This window comes from Clostridium sp., assembly GCF_032552055.1.
Lineage (GTDB): Bacteria > Bacillota > Clostridia > Clostridiales > Clostridiaceae > Clostridium.
This window is the reverse complement of record NZ_JAWGSV010000386.1, coordinates 1-1,822: the sequence shown is the minus strand read 5'-3', so window position 1 is coordinate 1,822 and position 1,822 is coordinate 1. Positions and strand designations below refer to the sequence as shown.

The window sequence follows — 1,822 nt, the reverse complement described above, 5'->3', positions numbered from 1 at the left end:
TTCTAATACTATGGTGATAGGATATTCTGATGGTTATTTAGGATATATATTAGATAAGAATGTAAGTGATAGCAGTTATGAGTATATAGTAAATACAATTTCTATGGAAGAAACAAATAAAATAATAGAGAATATGAAATTGAATCAATAATTAATTTAAGTAAAGAAAAAAATATGGATGTAATTTCTATAACAGATCACAATTGTGTAGCAGGAGTTAAAGAAGCAATTAAGATTGGACAAGTTAATGGTATTAAGGTTATTCTGGGGATAGAAATAGATTGTAAATTTGAAGTGTAAGATTTACATGTATTAGGATATAATATAGATTTTAAATTAGATAAATATATAAAGTTAGAAAATGAAGTAAGTTTTATGTAGAATAAGGTAACTATAAAAAGATTGGAATTATCAAATAAATATACTGGCTTAGAATTAGATTACAAAGAACTCAAAAAAATTCAAAAGGAAAATGATTACTGGTGCTATGATGTGTGAAACACTACTTAGCAAAGAAGAATATTTCAATAATAAGTAGTCGTTAGATGTTGTGCTCAAGATGTATCGAGTAATTCTATTTAAAAGAACAGTGTTAGAATCAAATTTAGTGTAGGTGAATTGGGATGGTGGGTGGGGAATAAAATCAAAGGCTTTAGGAATTTATTGAAGTGTCCTAAGAAAATTTCCCCTTACTTAGCTTCAGCACTTGAATAAGTGGAGAAAGGTATCATTTATGGTATATGGTCGGTTTGGGTTACACAATATTTTAAGTATAAATTATGTGATAATAGTAAGAACAATAATATGACAAGAATATCTCAGAAGGATATTAACATATACAAATAACTTCTAGATGAAAGTAGTCCGTGAGGAACTCTTATAGCAGGAAAAAAATGCTCTTTTGAAGACATACTCCAGAGAACAACAAAATATTCTTCGTTTGTTGTACCGGAGCCAAAGAAAACCTAATAGTGATTTATCATGCAGCTGCAGAAAAAATTATTAATAACACAATTAAATACTTTAGAAATAAAATGTAATTAGTATGAGTAACATTTATAAGGTATGGTGGATATATAATGGAGTGAATAAACTTTAATATAAAAAATAGTTGATATAATAAATAATTTGAAGCATTATGTAATCAATTATTTGAATTATGGTGTATTATTAGTAAGTAGATTATAATTGTTGCTTTAGTAAATATAATTATGTTTAATTCATAATAAGCTGCATATCACAGATATGGACAAGGATTATTTTTTGGGACAGTAAATAATCAGGATAAATTGGAGAGAGATTTGCATCAAACTAAGCCAATAGGGCTGCTAGAGGTATTCAAGAATTATTAAAAAAGAAAATTAAGTACATTATGTTTGTTTGTAATTATTACTTTGAATGTTTTGAAATAGTATAATTATGGAAGTGAAAATTCTTAAACTAGAACATCAAATCGAATTATTAGATTAAAAATATGAATTAATGGAGGGAGTGAAGTAGAATGGCAAGAAGAAAGTATTGTATGTGTTGTGGTGAACTACTAACAACGTCAGAAGAGAAAGAGATAGGAATGTGCAGGATGTGTTACAGCGGTAGAGAAGATGATTAATATTAAAAGATAAACTATGTGGGGTTGCAGTAATGCACCTCTTTTTTTTGCCAGTTACCTTTTCGCCAATGCTACTGTAACTAACGTATCGGATCCATTATAATACAAGTATAGACAATTTAGGAGGCAGTAGTGATAAAGTCAGTTAATATATATGATACAACCAATCTTAGCGCTAATGGTATTAGAAACTTATTAATTAAAATATAAATA

1 protein-coding gene is annotated in these 1,822 nt (G+C 27.7%); it reads left to right on the top strand.

Annotated features, from left to right (window positions below):
• The first annotated feature begins 138 nt into the window (after window positions 1–138).
• Window positions 139–300 carry a PHP domain-containing protein gene (locus tag E6248_RS15785; protein WP_316341719.1) on the top strand — a complete coding sequence of 54 codons (162 nt, stop codon included), beginning with the start codon at window positions 139–141 and terminating at the stop codon, window positions 298–300.
• The last annotated feature ends 1,522 nt before the right edge of the window (window positions 301–1,822 follow it).